A 14,423-nucleotide genomic window follows, 5' to 3' on the forward strand; every position below is an offset into this window, starting at 1 on the left:
ATAGAGATGGATATTCAGCTTTATGATACGTATTTCGTGCTACCCTGGTACACCTGTCTGCCCATTGTGCTCACGTTCGTCCTGATCGGGTTATTAGTAGCCATGACTCGGCTAGGTTTACGCAAACTATTCTTTGTATCGCTTTGTGCAGCCGTTGGTTTGTTAGTAAGCCTTTCTCAATGGGTCAACATGGCCACAAGCATTGTTTCCACACTCACGCCAAATCTGACGGGCCAATCTAAGAGCGACCAAGGCTGGCTTAACAACTTACTGCCCCTGGTATTCAGCTATCAACTCATTGTCGGCGGTGTTATCTTACTGCTGAGCTGGCGAATGCTAAATAGAGCTTACTATACACGGTAGCAGCAGGCTTTTTTGTAAATCTACGAGTACGAGTAAACACATACGTGTATGTCAGTCGTCATCACCTTCAATCAGTTAGCTAAATTAGCCAGTCAGCTTCCTCCAGCGGAAAAACGACGTTTAGCCAAAAAACTGGAGCAGGAAGCCAATCAGGAGGAATCCCACACTACCGATAACGTATCGGCTGAATCGCAGCTGACACCGGCTCAGCGTAAAACCAGGAAGAACATTCGGCAAGGTTTCGAAGAATTAAAACAAATTCGCGAAGGAAAGGCTAAGGCCCGTCCACTAAAAGATTTGTTAGATGAGCTTTAGCGTAGAGACCATCGCTAACTTTGACAAAGAATTAAAACGATTAGCGAAAAAATACCCTTCGTTAAAGCAAGAAGTTGCTCAGTTGGGTGAATCATTGGCTGAAAACCCCGAGCGGGGAGTTTCAATAGGTAAAGACTGCTACAAAATTCGGTTATCTATAAAAAGCAAGGGGAAGTGAAAGTCGGGCGGTGCCCGGGTTATTACCTGCGTTGTCATTCTTGATGAACGAGTGCTGTTGTTATCGATTTATGATAAGTCAGAGCAAGCAGACATCTCCGAAAAAGCGCTCAAACAACTCCTTAACGAAGCGGAACTGTAACCTAATCGGGCCTATGGCTGGGTCGGTACAATAACGACAATCAAGCCACAGACCCAATTAAGTAATCTACGCAAAACGCTCGCGGCCGTGCGTGTCAACAATTCGGCCCCCCTGGCCGTCAACATCGGTGGCAGGTCGACCAGACAACGTATTGGGCGAATTCAGATGGGCTCCGTTGTAGACCCCTACGCTGAGTCGTTCGACCAGTTCGCTGCCTAGCCAGCCGGTAAGGCCAGCAATCAGGAAAGCAATGAACGACAAACCGATTGCCACACTCGATGGCACGTAGCCAGCTTCATCGCGCCGGAATAACCAGCTTACGGCAAACAAGATCAGAACAATAACATTGCCTAAGCCATGCACCAAACCAACTCGCTTGGCCCGCGTCCCCGACGGAATCGCAAACCAGTCGATCCAACCTGGTACGGCCGCAACCAATCCGCCTAGCAAACCGGCCACAATCATCCAGTAAGACACCAATGCGAAGGTTGAATTGTCGGTTAGCAGGTAGACAACATCAAAAATTACCGCTGTAGACAGCAGTCCGAGCGGAAATACAATCATGATCGGGTGAGCTGCGTGGCCCGCCAATTTTGCTCTACTTTCCATAGTCGTTGAGTATAGTAATTGCGCTTACAACGACTGATAAATAGCAATGTTCGGGTTTATGAGGTAGCGGTATGTCACCCTTGCATCTTCGATAAGACAAATGCCAGCAGAAAGCCCACAACCGTAATAAGCCCTGCAAATTCATGGGTCTCGTCGAAGGCTTCGGGAATCATTGTATCGACTAGCATGGCCAGAATGGCTCCCGCAGCTACGGCCGTTGTAGCCGCAATAACATCGTTGGAGTAATCTTGAAACAAGGTATAGCCTAACAAGGCAGCCAGGCCAGAAATCAAAGCAATACCTGCCCAGATACCTATAACATAACCAACTGAGCGGCCCGCGTTTTTCATACCAGCCGCACTGGATAACCCTTCCGGAATGTTAGACAGAAACACGGCGACCACCGCCACCACACTCACGCCTTTACCACCCAGCAAGCTCAACCCGATCACAATCGATTCGGGAATACCGTCCAAAAGTGCCCCGACAGCAATAGCTAGTCCACTGCCTTTGTTATCCTCCTCCGAAAACTGCTGTTTACCCGAGCGCTTCCGGTGCTGAGCGCCCCGCTTCGACAGATAATAGTTGACCGTCGTATAAACAATGGCCCCGCCGAGAAACCCAACGGCCGTAGCGTCAAACCCACCCGTTTTGTAAGCTTCGTCCATCAACTCAAACGATAGCGCGGAGAACAATACCCCACTACCAAAAGCCATTATGCTGGCAATCAGCCGTTGAGGTACCTCAACGAAATAGCCAATAGCTGCTCCAATGAGCAAGGCACCACCCGACAACAAACCCCATAACCCTGCCTGTATCCACTCTGGAATCATACGCTGTACGCCTTTTGTGGCTGCCAACCTTGAACCGTCGGGCCTGACTTTTGTTAAAAATACTAACTCAACGTTGTGACGCCCTTTGTTGACTCATTGCAACTTTTCTAACATCAACCTTTATCTCATTGCCTTATAAAACTTGTCCGACGGCCCATTACAGGCTGAAATATCACAGCGGCCTAAGTCGTTTATTAGTATAGTATTACTATGGCATTCATAAGCTTATTCCGTTATCTTCTGGTAGGCTCATTAGCAGGTTGTTTTGCAGCCTGTACTGGGGTTGGTCCAACCACAAATTTATTCCGGTCATCGTCTCCGCACGAGCAATATGGCCAATCGCTCAAAGAGGCCAAACTTGACCGAACGGCCCTGGGTACCGATTGGCTTCAGGCTGGCGAACGCGCCCTTCGCGACTCCCTCAAGATTACAGTACCTTACCGCGAGAGTGGCTACTTCGCGTCGAATAAAGCCTTTGCGGTAGGCTATCGGCTGGATGCGCAACGGGGAGACCGTTTTCTGGTGCAAGTCGAAACGCAAGGGCAAAAAGATGTGCAGGTGTTTATTGACGTATTTGGGTTGGAAGGCCGCGGCCGAACCAACCTGATTGCTTCGTCGAAAGCTGACACGAACGTACTAGCCTGGGAGCCTCGACGTACCCAAACGTATCTGATTCGGGTTCAGCCTGAGTTACTGCGGAGTGGCCGCTACACCATTTCAATCACTCGGGAGCCAGCGCTGAGCTTTCCGGTGAAAGGCCGCGACAGCCGACAAATCAGCAGTTTCTTTGGCGCATCGCGCGATGCCGGGCGCCGACGGCACGAAGGGGTTGACATTTTCGCCCCGAGAGGCACGCCCGCGGTGGCTTCAGTTGACGGCATCGTGACAGGAATTGGCACCAATAGCTTAGGTGGCAATGTGGTATTTATATCGGATAACGAACGTAGCATTCGGCTCTATTACGCCCACCTCGACCGTTGGATCGTCACGAATGGCCAACGTGTATCGGTCGGCGATACGGTTGGGTTTGTGGGTAATACAGGTAATGCTCGCACCACTGGGCCTCATCTCCATTTTGGTATTTACGGCTATAACGAAGGGGCTACCGATCCGCTGCCGTTTATCCGGCTTGGGCGAGGTCCGGCCCGGCAATCGCTTTTGTCGGAATCACGCCTGGGCGATTCAGTACGTGTTTCAGCGGCTCGTTCGTTCGTCCGTTCAGCGCCTGGTAGCGACGCCCCTATTATACGTCAGCTCCCGAAATCAGCCGTTGTAACGATCGTAGGTGGTACCGAAACCTGGCTACGCGTTGAGTTACCCGACGGACAGACTGGCTATATGGCCAGCAATACGACCGAAACCGCCAAGCGCCCACTGCGACGTCTGACGCTTCCTACGCCGGGCAGTTTAGTGGATGAAGCGAATCCCGCAGCAGCAACCATTGACACCTTAACCCAGGGAGCTACCGTAGAGGTTTTGGGCGTATACAATCAGTTTCAACTGGTGCGCGGCCCTGATCAGCAGACCGGCTGGCTTCTGCAAGCATCCGCTCCCTGAGCAATTAGAAATAATTCTGTTTAGACCTAGTCTAAATTGATCACAAGCCCTTATCTTTGTCCTGTGGACTTTGACACCGTAATGAACAACGTACCAACCTCCTATCAGGAAGTATTCAAAACCGATAAAGGCGTAGTCTATCAGTGCGATGCAACCAATCGGCTGGTCTTGGAATTTTGGGATACGCACACCCCCATGTCGGCGCGGGATTTTGCTCAGTTCCGGCGCATGGTGCAAACCATCGACATTCGCCAGATGGCACTCAGCACCGACAATGCCTACGATGTTGAGATTTTAGCCCTTCCACGTTCCGAGCGTTGTTACGTATTGACTCTTTGTGAGGTCATTCATTTACGTGAATTACTCAACGGCGCTACCCTGATGCTTGAGCTAAATAGTATGCTTCGCGAGTGCGGCTGCTCTATCGCCCCTTAAGCTAACACAGACTGTTTCTAAATTTTACTGGAATTAACCGGCCCTATAACATCGGCCGGTTTTTTGTTGTTAATTTGTTAATCAAGATGTTCCACCGAAAGCAGTAAGTAATTATGAAAGATTTAGCAAGGCTCCGTACATCGATCAAAGAACCCGTTGAACTGATTCTGAACCAACAGATTCAGATGGAGATGGTTTCTTCATCGAAATACCTCGCCATGGCCGGCTGGTGCGACCGGAATGGCTTCGACTACAGTGCGGGCTTTTTCTATAAACAGTCTGAAGAAGAACGCGGCCACGCGATGAAGATATTCCATTACCTCTGCGATCAAGGCGCTACGGCCCTATCGCCCGAAGTACCGTCCGTTCCGCAGGAGTTCGATACGCTACGTTCGGTGTTTGAAGGCGCCCTGGAACAGGAAATTGCCGTTACGGATTCTATTAACCGTATCATTGCCGTTTGCCGTCGGGAAAGCGATTTCGCCACCGAAGAACTGATGAAGTGGTACGTGAAAGAGCAAATGGAAGAAGAATACATCGCTCGTCGCTGCATTGACCTCTTCGACCAGATTCCGGCTGACCAGATTTTTGAGCTCGACAAGCAATTATCGAAAGTGACCTACGACGGCAACGTATTTGAGTAACAATCGCACTCTTTCTAAGAAAAAACGGCACCTCATTCTGAGTGCCGTTTTTTTGTTATCTACTGCTATAGTGTTTATTTAGTTTAGCTTTTGGCTTCCGTCGGGCTGGTACACGTACCGGAAGGTATAGTACCGTTGCTTACTGGTTGGATCAGGTGTTGCCGGTGCATTCAAATAGTAGCTCAGCACTTCCATCTTGGCATATCTACCCTCGCCTGTGCGTACAACTAACACCTTTCCCGGAATTGGAGAGACAACATTCGTTGTCTGATTGTAGTTATACCACCCCTTTCCAGAGCCGGTGGTAATCGCCAATTGCGTCGGGCTCTGATCCTGCGCAAACGTAGCGCTGGTGGGTATGGTCGTCAACTCTTCGAACGTTCCCGTGTGCAGGTAAGCCCCACCCTGACCGCTCCGAATCGGACCGCCGTTTACGATAACCGTCGTTCCCCGAAAGCCGATGTCCCATTTATTAGTGGCAGAATCAGTATTGGGCACTTGTTTGTTCTCCCTGAAACTAAACAAAGTAAATTTGTTTGTACTGCCAATTGCTTGGCCCGTTTGTGGATCAACGGAAGTTGGCGGATCAGCTGCCAGGTCTTTCACGGTGGTAGCCGTTAAGGGTTGGGGCAAAGTGGGGTTATCATCAGTACTGTTGCAGGCAAAAAACGTGGTAGTTAGCAACAGAGCCAACGTTAATTGAGAGATTCGCATGGGTACACTAATTGAGTGATTGGTAAAGTCAGTTCAGGCTATCGCACTGGAAGCCCGCCCGAGTCAGCAGCCGGATAATATCTGCTTCGGTGAGTTGGTCGGTTTCAACACGTAATACGCAGTCGCTGTCTTCGAGATCAATGCTCCAGCGACAGATCCCGCGTAACTTGCATAGTCGACAGGCCGCCTGATGAATGCGTTTGTCCGAATTGATATTAGTTCTGAAAACGAGCACGTTTGTCATACAGCATACTTGGTTAGTTCTGCGCTTTTTTCAACATCTCTAACCAGTGCAGCCGGGCCGCTGCCCCACTCAGCATCTTGCGTAACTCGATCAGTTCGTCGGGCCGAAAACTAAAATTCAGATAGCGCGAGGGTGTACTGAGATGAATACGCTCTTCATACGGATTGTTGTCAAAATAGGCAGCTATGTCAATGGCTCGAACGTTCCACTCCAGCGCTAAGAAGTCGTCGTAACATAACCACTGCGTGATGTTGTTGAAATGCAGGATAATGTTGTGCGTATCATCAGGGGCTGCGTCGCCGTAAAGCACAATACGACCGCTGACTGAGTTGGACAGAATATGGCATGTACACTTCATAAAAATCAGGTGTTTAGCGTTGAGGAAAATCATTAACTAGCCCGTTTCAAACGAGGCATCCAATTCCACCGGAGCGATGCGTACCAAAGCCGCCCCGCCAGATTCGGAATGTATTGTGGATCGGTATATCCGGCTAAGTTGTCTACGCCAACTTGCAGGGCAAGCGATCCAACGTCACGAATGGCCCAGGTTTTGGCCGCCGAGACGTTATGCGTTACATAACCCCGAACGTACTCGCTGTCATTGTCCAGAATCAAATTACCATCCCGGTCGGCAAAGCCATAACGCCCTCGATAAATAGACCGTAATGAAGCTGAAACGCCGTTTTTAGCATGCTCATAAAATAGCTTGACATTAGCCATATGCCTCGACCGATTCAATAACCCGCCATATTCGCTGGAGCTGACCCGCTCGCTGACTAAGGTTTCGGGGTTTCGGCGGTACACCGTCCCAGCCTTGACACCAGCGAGCACCGCTTTGTCTTTGGCCACCAGGTACTGGTATCCGCCACTCAGCATTAGTTGACCACTTCCAAGCGACCATTGGTAGCTACCGTCCACTTCTGCTCCCTGGGTGAACACCTGATTTAAGTTTGTATAGCTGAAGACGTTCTGCCCGTTCGTTTTGCGGGCCACCACCTGTGTTTCTATTAAATCACGGATGTCATTACGGAACAGATTTATATTGGCGGTGAAGGGCTGCTTCGGCGCCTTTAGCTGAACGCCCAGATTATAGGCTACCGAACTTTCGGCACGGATAGCTCTAAACTGAGCCGGATTGAGTAACACTTCAGCGATTTGCCCCTGGCGCTGAAGCCGGTCGATGCCATCGGCCAGTTCCTGCGTACCAAAGACACTATACCCAGCCACCGCATTGTCGAAGTTGAGGTATAGTTGCCGAAAATCAGGTGCTTTAAAGCCCGCTCCGACACTCCCACGTAAGGCTATTAGTGAATTAAGGTCATACCGTGCCGAAGCTTTAGGGCTAAACTGACTGGCGTATTGGCTATGGACGTCGTAGCGGCCACCCGCAATAATCGTCAGGCGAGCGGTCGGCATCCATTCGTATTGCAAAAAGCCGTAGCGCGTCTGGAACTGCTTTCGACTTGTGTAACGAGTAGCCTCAACGCTTTCAGCGATTAAACCAGCCCCTAAGGTTAGGATGTGCTTATTGTTGATAACGTGCTCGACCATGATTTCCGGCCGGTTGAAGGTCTGACGGAAAAAGCTGGCATCGTAAGCGGCCTGGGTATCGTTATAATGTAAGTCGGTGCTGGTCTGGTAACCGGTGCGGTAATACCGATACGTTAGCTTCCAGGCTGTTGAGAGCTGATGTGTAACTACAGGATTAAGAGTGTAGTTCCGCACCGTACCGGGTCCCGATACGTGTTCGGCTGTATTAACGGCAAAAGCATTGGCTTGTCTCTCGGTGAAATAGCGGCCAGATATTGACAGCTTCAACGCGGGCGAAAACTCCCAGCTTATGCGTCCATTGGCCGTGTAATTCACAAAGGGAGCAACGGTTTGGCTACCGGCTTCCGGAGTTAGCGAATAACCGGCCGACTGGTAGCGGTCACCAAAAGCATAAAGACCTAGCTTCCCTGCTTTACCAACTGGCCATTTATAGCTGACATCAGCCGATAAATCGCTCGTCTGATTTGCCCCGTACCGAGCCGACAAGCTTCCCTTGGCCTGGCCCGGCGTTTCGGTGATGATGTTAACAACACCAGCCAGAGCCTCCGAACCGTAGAGACTTGATGAAGGCCCTTTTACAATCTCGACCTGTTTAATGTTACCAACCGCTAAGCGGGTCAGGTCGAGCGTTCCGGCAGTGCGGCCAACAATAGGCTCACCGTCGATAAGAATAAGGGTGTAGTCCGGGCCGAAACCTTGCACTTGAAGTCCCTGCCCGTGATCGGTTACGATTGCCAATCCGGTTTGTTCTCGCAACACATCGTTGAGTCGCAAGCTGCCCATCTGCCGAATTTGTTTCTGACTAACTACGGCGACCGGTAAGGGCAATGCACCCATCGGTCGCTCAGAGCGCGTTGCTGTCACAACTACCTCTTCCAGCGCTCGCCCTTTAACAGAATCAGGAGCCGTAGAATCAGGCAGTTGGTAAGCTGCAAACAAGATAGCGAAAGCAAAGGTCATGTATAACGGGAGCGATTTTGCTACTAGAAGGCCGCCACAAACGTAGAAGCTATTTAGAACCTTTCCAAACAAACAAGAAAGTAATTTGTAATCAGTCTAAATAAATATACATTTGTACCATTAACTAAGCTGCACACATCTATCTTACCATCATGCGTTTATCCCTATTATTCAGCTCCCTCGTTTTGATAAGCATTCAGGGCTTTACCCAAAGCACTCCTAAATCCGACGACGTTGAGGCCATTAAAAAGCAATGCGGCTGCCACGATGTCGATTTTGTCTACGCCGAAACCTTTGCACCCGACAAGAGCTATTCGTTCAAAGATCGTTACCGGGCCAAGGGCACCGAGTGGGTATTTGTTGATGAAGATCAGCCTGGTAAAATTGTCATTCAGCACCTATTGGTGGTAGGCGACTCGATGGTTATTAAGCATTGGCGCGAAGACTGGCTCTTTCAGAATCCGAGTTTGTTGAAATTTGACCAGAACGCTACCTGGAAACGCATTACGCTCTCCCCAGCGCAGGTGAAAGGCCAGTGGACACAGAAAGTATTTGAAGTAGACGACAGCCCACGGTACGAAGGTTCAGCCACGTGGATTCATGCTGACGGACGGCACTTCTGGGAAAGCACCGTTGACGCTCCCCTCCCGCGTCGTGAATACACCAAACGTAGCGATTACAATGTTCTACGCCGAACCAATCACCATGAGATTACGGCCGAAGGATACATCCATGATCAGGATAACGATAAAATCGTCCGCTCCGAAGCCGGCGATCAGCTCCTGGCTTCTGAAAAGGGATTGAATACCTACAAACGTACTGATGAAGCAAAATGCAAAATTGCCAAAGACTGGTGGCAGAAGAACCGGACCTATTGGGCTGACGTGCGGGCCGTTTGGGACGAAGTACTGGCGAGTCGCCCTGTTGTAGCATTACGTGGTCAGGTAAAAGGAAACGTGTTAGGGCGTGAATTAGACGAGCTGTCAACAGCTGCTCAAAAAGGTTCGTATAACTCGGCTACCAGCCGTCAGCTTATTCGGCAAACGATCGAGAAATACCTAAAGTAGTGGTTTGCTTAAAAAGCGGGACGTTAACGCTTAGCAGGCGTATAGCGGGATATGACACTGGCCGAGTCAACGGCGGGAATGGAATTCCAGGAGGTGTCGGCTGGAGGTGTCGTATCAATTGTATCACAATCTTCAAGTCGCTCCTGCAATTCGCGGATCTGGCTTTTCTGCTGACTTACATTACGTTGTAAGTCGATTGTAGCGTCTTCGAGTCTCTGGTGCCGGTGGTACGCTACCCAAAGCAAAGCTGTGATTCCCAGTAGCAGCACAACTACTACGGTCAGCAGGGAATACACAACTCCTCGGCTACCGACAGACATGGACAGAAGATAAAGACACAAATAAACAAAAAGCTGGGTCCATAAAAAAACCTACCGCCCGTTGGAGCAGTAGGTTTTTTACTTGAGTAAGTTAAGTTCAATTAGCGGGCTGCGCCGTAGTCTTGTCCGGCACTTTCCGGGAAGTTTTTCATAATGTTAGCCACCGTTTCTCGGAAGGTCTGATCGCGATCGCGCTCTTTGTTCCGGTTGTTCAACTGGCCAGTTGCCCAACCCTGCCAGATGATGTCGTTGGTACGGGCATCTGAAACGTTGACCACTACACGGTTTTCTTCATACTGCCGTGAGTATACGTTATTGCCCATGCCACCGTACCACCACGAATAAGGCGAGTACATGTTATTTGACTGGATCTGCTGACGATCGCGTGAATCGGTAAAGAACCGAACAACCAGATCAGCTTCCCCCTGGGTCACTGGCTTGTAGCCACGAGCCTTCAGCGACTGATCGAGCGCATCAGCAATCCGGCGCTGGTTCAGGTTACTGCCCACAATGGGGTCAGCGTTCCGCTGCCGGTCAGCTTCAATGCGGTAAGTGGTGAACTGCCGAACGTTCACTTTAGGATCGTAATCGTACTTGACCGTTATGGCCGGGGCGCAGGACGCCAGCGTACCGACGACGAATAGACTGCTAATTATGCCTTTAAGTGTCATGTGTTTTGAATCGTTAAGTGGTGTCAAACCAACTACTAAACGTTGAAGGAATAGTCGTTCGTATATGACAATTAAATAACTAAAAGTGCGGGTGGTTGGTTCCGATTTCGAGTAAGATTGTCGCAACGCTAATAACATTTAATTCATTATTAATCAGCGCATTAAATTAACAAATATTAACATTTAACTTCCAATCCGCTTCGGTGAACAGCTGGCTGTTGATAAGCTTTAGAAACAGCGGAAGCCCCTCAAAATCAGCCTCCCTATCAGTACAATCAATCAGTAGACGTAACCGTCTATTGTCATAGATACTAGCTGGCTGATTAATGTGATTTGCTAACAGGTAAATAAACCAAAAACGTAGCCCCCTGGCCAGGCTGGCTACGGGCAGTTAGATAGCCCCGATGATTGTCTACTACCTTTTTACAAACGGCTAACCCGATGCCAGTACCGGTGTACTCATTACGACCATGTAACCGCTGAAACAAATTGAAAATTCGGTCAGTATGCTTCTGGTCAAAGCCGATTCCGTTGTCCTTAACGCTGATCTCCACGTAATTACCTAAAGCTGCCGGATATATTGTCTGGATTTGAGCCGTGTTTAACAGCAATGCGCTAATGCGCACGGACGGTACACGGTCAGATGGGGCAAACTTGAGGGCATTACTCAATAAATTTTGAAATAATTGCCGCAGTTGCAACCCGTTTCCGTGAATAGTTGGTAAAGGCCCAACATCGATAATTGCTTTTCGATCTTGGATGGTCGTCTCCAGGTCGCCCAGTACTTCCCGCACCAAGTGCTCCAGCAATACAGACCGAAAAGCAGGTTTCTCCGTGTTTAAACGAGAGTAAGCCAGTAGTCCCCTTATCAACTCCTGCATACGACTGGTAGCCGCCTGCATCCGCCGAATAATATCCTGAGCGTTGGGGTCTAGTGCCGGCGCATACTGCTCGGTGAGCATAGAGCTAAAAGCCTGAATCTTGCGTAACGGCTCCTGCAAATCATGGCTCGCTACGTAAGCAAACTGGGCGAGTTCTGTATTACTCCGATTTAGCTCACTGATATTTCCTTCTAACTGCTGCTGGCTATTTTCTAACTGACTCTGGCTACTCCGTAACTCTTCGTTATCGCGTAGGGTTTGCTCCATTACCCGCTGGGCATGCACATTGGCCATGAAGCCATTCCAATGTTGAATGTGTTGATTTGCGTCTCGTAACGGGGTCGCTGATACCAAATGCCATATATACTCTCCGGTAACGCCATGCTGAATACGCCATTCACCCTGAAAAGGCATACCGCTGGCTACACTGTCCGCCCACGACGTTCTGACCAGTTTCTGATCATCCTCATGGAAAATGGAGAGCCAATCAGTCTGGTTCAGCTCAGGAAGCGATCTTCCCAAAAAATTAGTAAAGCCGTGATTAGCGTATATCAGAACATTGTCGGGGGTTACCGAAAAAATCAGCAGAGGCAGCGAGTTGGTCATTTGCCGGTACTGTTGCTCGCTCAGCCGGAGCCGGTCGGCTAATTCCTGCAATTGACTGTTTTTTCGTTTTATGTCGTCATAGGGTGATGCTGGTGGCTCGTGCGTAAACTGACGTTTCCAGGTTTCAATACGAGCCGTATTGACAGGTTGGTGATCAGACACGTCGCACTTCAGCCAGATATCAGTGCCCTGGTCGGTTATGTCAACCGACAATTCATCAATTAACCGGCGGGCGTTGTTGAGGGCGTCGGCGGCTGCTTCGGTCTGATAGCGACGGCGGTCCTGCAATCGGGCCGCTATGCGCCAGCCTTTCTCCTTATCCGCAATGATGCCCAGCTTCAACGAACTATATCCGCCACCCGCTAGCGCCAAGCGAGCCACTTCTGAAACAGCCGTAGCAAAGGTTGTCTGTGCTGCCAGCGAAAACCCGCCGAGTTCGGCTAGCTTCATGCTACGTTTATGGACCAAAATAAGGTCCATTTCATTGTCCAGGTTCAACCTTGTCAGTTCATGCATAACATCAGTAAATTCGAGCGACTACTACTGACATGTCATCAGTACGGCGCGCGAATTCTTTATATATAGCGGCCGCCAGCACCGTAGCGCTGTAGCGACTGATATTTGGGTAACGGGCCGGGTTCCAACGGGTCTGAATACCATCAGATGCCATTACCATACACTGGCCAGGTTCGTACGGCAATTCATGCTCGGTCAGGGTTCGAGGCAGGTTGTAGCCAAGAATACCATTCTGAGGTATAAAGCTTTTCTGCTGATAGGTACCACTCAGCTGTGTTTTGATATTACCAACTCCGCAAAGCTTCCACTTTCGATTTTCAAACTCAAAAATAGCCGCTGTTCCCACCAAACCTCGTGTTCCGATTGCTGATTGGTGAACGGCATCTAACCACCCGGCGGGATTAGAACTACGCTGTTGCTCTAACACCCGGATTGCCTGCAGAACGGCTGACTGCGCCGGTTCACCGTGCCCTAATCCGTCCCCCAGAAACAGTTTCAATGCTGTAGTCGTCAGCCGAGAATACACCTGATCACCACAGGCGGTTTCGCCCAACTTTGGCACGACTACCGACTGAACATCGGCCAACGCAAGCGTAATGGGAGCTATTGTTGGCTTTTGGTAGACACGTACAAGGGCAACTGTTCCCCAGCCTGGCAACGAGTACATTTGAAATAAGTCGGCTAATCGTTTGATAGCGCCCAGCCCGTGTCCTAACGAACTGCCTGTCGAAACGCCATCCATCATCATACGAGCAAGGTCATTTATACCCGGACCACTGTCTACACTGATGAGTTCAAGCCCAGAATTGGTTCCGTTACGTATAGGACGCACGAGTAGCTCACCATCGCTAGCATACTTAACTAAATTAGATGTCAGTTCGGCTATAATAATATCAACTTCACCAACTTTTTTTGCCGAAAATCCTAACTGAGTGCTTAATAACTGGACTGTGCGTTTGATAACGCCTACGTAACTACCGTCTGTGACAGGATACGAGCGATGGGGTGTGTTATCCATGCGTCCACATAATGATCGTTACCGTAGTGCCCTCACCGACCACGCTGGTTAACGTGAACTCATTAACCAATCGCTTGGCCCCAGGTAGCCCCAATCCCATTCCGGTTCCTGTCGAGTAGCCATCCATCATTGCTTTATCAATGTTTTCGATCCCGGGTCCTTTGTCGGAAAAGGTAAGTCGTATGCCCTTTCGTCCCCCTTGGCGGATATACTCTATTTGCGAATCTCCCCCCGCTGCATAGTTCAACATATTTCGGGCGAGTTCGCTGGCGGCCGTGATTAGCTTCGTTTGGTATAGGCTATTCAGGCCTGCCTGAGTGGCTAACTGACGAATCTGTCTGATAAATGATATGACTTCGGACTCCTGCCGAATGATGTACGTTTCCGTCGCGAGCACCTCAATCGTCGTCGAATTCGACATGATCACTGGCCCCGCTGGCGGGTTCCGTTTTGGTGCGCAGTAGTTCTATGCCTTTTTCAACATTGAGTGCTGTCTGTATTCCGGTTAGGGGTAAACCCAGCTCAACTAACGTAATGGCGACAGCGGGCTGCATACCAACTACCACCGTTTCTGCATCTAAAATCCGAGCCATGCTGGCAATGTTGCTCAGAACGCGCCCCATAAACGAATCAACTATCGTAACAGCTGATATGTCGATCAATACACCTCTGGCGTTGACCTTAGCTATCTGACTAATGAGGTCGGCCTCCAGGTCGAGGGCCAGACGGTCGTAGAGATCCACCTGTATTGTCACTAACAAGTACTGACCTATCCGCAAAATGGGTATACGCTCCATAGT

At 49.8% G+C, this 14,423-nt stretch carries 18 protein-coding genes; 6 read left to right on the forward strand and 12 right to left on the reverse strand.

Annotation, left to right across the window (positions count from 1 at the left end; translation table 11 throughout):
- Nucleotides 1–6 precede the first annotated feature (6 nt).
- Together ACFSUS_RS10685 and ACFSUS_RS10690 are read left to right on the forward strand one after the other, a co-directional pair.
- The gene (locus tag ACFSUS_RS10685; protein ID WP_381522329.1) at nt 7–363 is read left to right on the forward strand and encodes a hypothetical protein; all 357 of its coding nucleotides are present in this window, start codon (nt 7–9) and stop codon (nt 361–363) included.
- A gap of 48 nt (nt 364–411) precedes the next feature.
- Nucleotides 412–678 (forward strand): hypothetical protein, encoded by a 267-nt coding sequence (locus ACFSUS_RS10690; RefSeq protein WP_381522331.1) that lies wholly within the window; start codon nt 412–414, stop codon nt 676–678.
- A gap of 385 nt (nt 679–1,063) precedes the next feature.
- Here the strand turns inward: ACFSUS_RS10690 and ACFSUS_RS10695 are convergent, their stop codons facing one another.
- Together ACFSUS_RS10695 and ACFSUS_RS10700 are read right to left on the reverse strand one after the other, a co-directional pair.
- Nucleotides 1,064–1,606 (reverse strand): DUF2231 domain-containing protein, encoded by a 543-nt coding sequence (locus tag ACFSUS_RS10695; protein ID WP_381522332.1) that lies wholly within the window; start codon nt 1,604–1,606, stop codon nt 1,064–1,066.
- A gap of 74 nt (nt 1,607–1,680) precedes the next feature.
- On the reverse strand, nt 1,681–2,439 hold the full coding sequence (locus ACFSUS_RS10700) for a ZIP family metal transporter (protein ID WP_381522334.1): 759 nt from the start codon (nt 2,437–2,439) through the stop codon (nt 1,681–1,683).
- A 210-nt stretch (nt 2,440–2,649) separates the two neighbouring features.
- On the opposite strand from ACFSUS_RS10700, the gene ACFSUS_RS10705 reads away from it, so the two are divergent.
- From ACFSUS_RS10705 to ACFSUS_RS10715, 3 genes are all read left to right on the forward strand, one after another.
- The gene (locus tag ACFSUS_RS10705; RefSeq protein ID WP_381522336.1) at nt 2,650–3,996 is read left to right on the forward strand and encodes a peptidoglycan DD-metalloendopeptidase family protein; all 1,347 of its coding nucleotides are present in this window, start codon (nt 2,650–2,652) and stop codon (nt 3,994–3,996) included.
- An 81-nt stretch (nt 3,997–4,077) separates the two neighbouring features.
- Entirely contained in the window at nt 4,078–4,431 is a 354-nt protein-coding gene (locus tag ACFSUS_RS10710; protein ID WP_381522339.1) for a hypothetical protein, read from the forward strand.
- Nucleotides 4,432–4,544: 113 nt separating this feature from the next.
- Nucleotides 4,545–5,075 (forward strand): ferritin, encoded by a 531-nt coding sequence (locus ACFSUS_RS10715; protein WP_381522341.1) that lies wholly within the window; start codon nt 4,545–4,547, stop codon nt 5,073–5,075.
- Between the two features lie 78 nt (nt 5,076–5,153).
- Here the strand turns inward: ACFSUS_RS10715 and ACFSUS_RS10720 are convergent, their stop codons facing one another.
- From ACFSUS_RS10720 to ACFSUS_RS10735, 4 genes are read right to left on the reverse strand one after another with little or no spacing between them, the layout of a single operon-like run.
- Nucleotides 5,154–5,789, reverse strand: a complete 636-nt coding sequence (locus ACFSUS_RS10720; RefSeq protein ID WP_381522343.1) for an HmuY family protein — start codon at nt 5,787–5,789, stop codon at nt 5,154–5,156.
- 28 nt (nt 5,790–5,817) lie between these two features.
- The gene (locus tag ACFSUS_RS10725) at nt 5,818–6,033 is read right to left on the reverse strand and encodes a hypothetical protein (protein ID WP_381522344.1); all 216 of its coding nucleotides are present in this window, start codon (nt 6,031–6,033) and stop codon (nt 5,818–5,820) included.
- A 13-nt stretch (nt 6,034–6,046) separates the two neighbouring features.
- Nucleotides 6,047–6,391: a hypothetical protein gene (locus ACFSUS_RS10730; RefSeq protein ID WP_381522346.1), complete on the reverse strand. Its 345-nt coding sequence runs from the start codon at nt 6,389–6,391 to the stop codon at nt 6,047–6,049.
- Between the two features lie 32 nt (nt 6,392–6,423).
- Nucleotides 6,424–8,544: a TonB-dependent receptor plug domain-containing protein gene (locus ACFSUS_RS10735; RefSeq protein WP_381522348.1), complete on the reverse strand. Its 2,121-nt coding sequence runs from the start codon at nt 8,542–8,544 to the stop codon at nt 6,424–6,426.
- 152 nt (nt 8,545–8,696) lie between these two features.
- Between ACFSUS_RS10735 and ACFSUS_RS10740 the strand changes: the two genes are divergently transcribed.
- Nucleotides 8,697–9,611: a DUF6607 family protein gene (locus ACFSUS_RS10740; protein ID WP_381522350.1), complete on the forward strand. Its 915-nt coding sequence runs from the start codon at nt 8,697–8,699 to the stop codon at nt 9,609–9,611.
- 23 nt (nt 9,612–9,634) lie between these two features.
- Here ACFSUS_RS10740 and ACFSUS_RS10745 read toward each other — a convergent pair whose 3' ends face one another.
- The 6 genes from ACFSUS_RS10745 to ACFSUS_RS10770 all read right to left on the reverse strand — a co-directional run bounded on the left by ACFSUS_RS10745 (nt 9,635) and on the right by ACFSUS_RS10770 (nt 14,420).
- On the reverse strand, nt 9,635–9,931 hold the full coding sequence (locus ACFSUS_RS10745) for a hypothetical protein (protein WP_381522352.1): 297 nt from the start codon (nt 9,929–9,931) through the stop codon (nt 9,635–9,637).
- Nucleotides 9,932–10,032: 101 nt separating this feature from the next.
- Nucleotides 10,033–10,602, reverse strand: coding sequence for a DUF4136 domain-containing protein (locus ACFSUS_RS10750; RefSeq protein WP_381522354.1), 570 nt, complete (start codon nt 10,600–10,602; stop codon nt 10,033–10,035).
- Between the two features lie 323 nt (nt 10,603–10,925).
- The gene (locus ACFSUS_RS10755; RefSeq protein WP_381522355.1) at nt 10,926–12,539 is read right to left on the reverse strand and encodes a sensor histidine kinase; all 1,614 of its coding nucleotides are present in this window, start codon (nt 12,537–12,539) and stop codon (nt 10,926–10,928) included.
- Between the two features lie 70 nt (nt 12,540–12,609).
- Nucleotides 12,610–13,623, reverse strand: coding sequence for a SpoIIE family protein phosphatase (locus ACFSUS_RS10760; protein ID WP_381522357.1), 1,014 nt, complete (start codon nt 13,621–13,623; stop codon nt 12,610–12,612).
- Nucleotides 13,616–14,044 (reverse strand): anti-sigma regulatory factor, encoded by a 429-nt coding sequence (locus tag ACFSUS_RS10765; RefSeq protein ID WP_381522358.1) that lies wholly within the window; start codon nt 14,042–14,044, stop codon nt 13,616–13,618. The genes ACFSUS_RS10760 and ACFSUS_RS10765 overlap by 8 nt, the downstream gene beginning before the upstream one ends.
- The gene (locus tag ACFSUS_RS10770) at nt 14,022–14,420 is read right to left on the reverse strand and encodes an STAS domain-containing protein (RefSeq protein ID WP_381522359.1); all 399 of its coding nucleotides are present in this window, start codon (nt 14,418–14,420) and stop codon (nt 14,022–14,024) included. The genes ACFSUS_RS10765 and ACFSUS_RS10770 overlap by 23 nt, the downstream gene beginning before the upstream one ends.
- Nucleotides 14,421–14,423: the final 3 nt, after the last annotated feature.

Origin of the sequence: Spirosoma soli (assembly GCF_042684525.1) — a bacterium.
GTDB lineage: Bacteria > Bacteroidota > Bacteroidia > Cytophagales > Spirosomataceae > Spirosoma > Spirosoma soli.

Bases quoted from the DNA above. Each gene is read 5' to 3' on its own strand.
- ACFSUS_RS10685 (WP_381522329.1), top strand. From the start codon at position 7: ATGGATATTCAGCTTTATGATACGTATTTCGTGCTACCCTGGTACACC.
- ACFSUS_RS10690 (WP_381522331.1), top strand. From the start codon at position 412: ATGTCAGTCGTCATCACCTTCAATCAGTTAGCTAAATTAGCCAGTCAG.
- ACFSUS_RS10695 (WP_381522332.1), bottom strand. From the start codon at position 1,606: ATGGAAAGTAGAGCAAAATTGGCGGGCCACGCAGCTCACCCGATCATG.
- ACFSUS_RS10700 (WP_381522334.1), bottom strand. From the start codon at position 2,439: ATGATTCCAGAGTGGATACAGGCAGGGTTATGGGGTTTGTTGTCGGGT.
- ACFSUS_RS10705 (WP_381522336.1), top strand. From the start codon at position 2,650: ATGGCATTCATAAGCTTATTCCGTTATCTTCTGGTAGGCTCATTAGCA.
- ACFSUS_RS10710 (WP_381522339.1), top strand. From the start codon at position 4,078: ATGAACAACGTACCAACCTCCTATCAGGAAGTATTCAAAACCGATAAA.
- ACFSUS_RS10715 (WP_381522341.1), top strand. From the start codon at position 4,545: ATGAAAGATTTAGCAAGGCTCCGTACATCGATCAAAGAACCCGTTGAA.
- ACFSUS_RS10720 (WP_381522343.1), bottom strand. From the start codon at position 5,789: ATGCGAATCTCTCAATTAACGTTGGCTCTGTTGCTAACTACCACGTTT.
- ACFSUS_RS10725 (WP_381522344.1), bottom strand. From the start codon at position 6,033: ATGACAAACGTGCTCGTTTTCAGAACTAATATCAATTCGGACAAACGC.
- ACFSUS_RS10730 (WP_381522346.1), bottom strand. From the start codon at position 6,391: ATGAAGTGTACATGCCATATTCTGTCCAACTCAGTCAGCGGTCGTATT.
- ACFSUS_RS10735 (WP_381522348.1), bottom strand. From the start codon at position 8,544: ATGACCTTTGCTTTCGCTATCTTGTTTGCAGCTTACCAACTGCCTGAT.
- ACFSUS_RS10740 (WP_381522350.1), top strand. From the start codon at position 8,697: ATGCGTTTATCCCTATTATTCAGCTCCCTCGTTTTGATAAGCATTCAG.
- ACFSUS_RS10745 (WP_381522352.1), bottom strand. From the start codon at position 9,931: ATGTCTGTCGGTAGCCGAGGAGTTGTGTATTCCCTGCTGACCGTAGTA.
- ACFSUS_RS10750 (WP_381522354.1), bottom strand. From the start codon at position 10,602: ATGACACTTAAAGGCATAATTAGCAGTCTATTCGTCGTCGGTACGCTG.
- ACFSUS_RS10755 (WP_381522355.1), bottom strand. From the start codon at position 12,539: ATGAAGCTAGCCGAACTCGGCGGGTTTTCGCTGGCAGCACAGACAACC.
- ACFSUS_RS10760 (WP_381522357.1), bottom strand. From the start codon at position 13,623: ATGGATAACACACCCCATCGCTCGTATCCTGTCACAGACGGTAGTTAC.
- ACFSUS_RS10765 (WP_381522358.1), bottom strand. From the start codon at position 14,044: ATGTCGAATTCGACGACGATTGAGGTGCTCGCGACGGAAACGTACATC.
- ACFSUS_RS10770 (WP_381522359.1), bottom strand. From the start codon at position 14,420: ATGGAGCGTATACCCATTTTGCGGATAGGTCAGTACTTGTTAGTGACA.